A 1,114-nucleotide genomic window follows, 5' to 3' on the forward strand; every position below is an offset into this window, starting at 1 on the left:
CTGCAGGATGGACGGGCCCGGCTGGTGCGGCACGGTCACGGGCCGGAGTGGGCGATCCAGACCGGCATCGGCCCGGTGCCGGTCGCGCGTCCGTGTCCGGGATCGCGGTACGAGCGGGTCTGAGGACCGGGTTCGATTCACCTCGACCATCCTGCCGAAATGGGCGCGGCGCACCCGCAGCCTGGATGCGCTGCTGCCGGTTCTATACCTACGCGGTGTCTCGACCGGCGACTTCCAGGACGCGCTGGCCGCCCTCTTGGGGCGTGACGCCCCGAACCTCTCGCCGGCCGTCATCGCCCGGCTGACGGCGACGTGGGCGGATGAGTACGCCCGCTGGCAGGGCCGCGATCTCTCCGCGCGCCGCTACGCCTACATCTGGGCTGACGGCGTCTATCTGCAGGCGCGGATGGCCGAGCAGGCAGACTGCATGCTCGTGCTGATCGGGGCGACGCCCGAGGGCAAGAAGGAGCTCGTCGGCTTCCAGGCGGGTGTGCGCGAGAGTGCCCAGAGCTGGCGGGAGCTGCTCGTCGACGTGAAGCGGCGCGGGCTGTCGATCGCGCCCGAGATCGCCGTCGGCGACGGCGCTCTCGGCTTCTGGCGGGCGCTGGACGAGGTCTTCCCCGGCACAGCTCACCAGCGGTGTTGGGTCCACAAGGCAGCCAACGTGCTCGACAAGGTGCCGAAGTCCGTCCAGCCGGCCATGAAGGCGGACTTGCGCGAGATCCACGGCGCGCCGACCCGGGCGGCAGCCGAGGTGGCGCTGGCCGTCTTCGTCGAGAAGTACGGGACCAAGTCCTCCGCGCCGCTGCCTGCTTGACCAAGGATCGGGAGGCGCTGCTGACGTTCTACGACTACCGGCCGAGCACTGGGATCACCTGCGCAGCTCGAACCCGATCGAGAGCGTGTTCGCCACGGTGCGGCATCGGACCGTGCGGACCAAGGGGGCGCTCTCGGCCACGACCGCCGAGCTGATGGTGTTCAAGCTGGTGATGGCGGCGTCGAAAACCTGGCGCCGGCTGAAGGGCGAAAACCAGTTGCCGAAGGTCGTGGCCGGCGTCATCTTCCGCGACGGGACCGAGGTCGTCGCGAGCCCAGATCACCGCGCCGCCTGACC

Annotated in this window: 1 pseudogene; it reads left to right on the top strand. The window is 70.1% G+C overall.

What is annotated here, in order from left to right:
• Nucleotides 1–1,112, top strand: a pseudogene (locus tag H288_RS33460) (IS256 family transposase); the annotation flags it as partial.
• Nucleotides 1,113–1,114: the final 2 nt, after the last annotated feature.

The sequence above is a fragment of the Methylobacterium sp. 285MFTsu5.1 genome (assembly GCF_000383455.1).
Classification (GTDB): Bacteria; Pseudomonadota; Alphaproteobacteria; order Rhizobiales; family Beijerinckiaceae; genus Methylobacterium.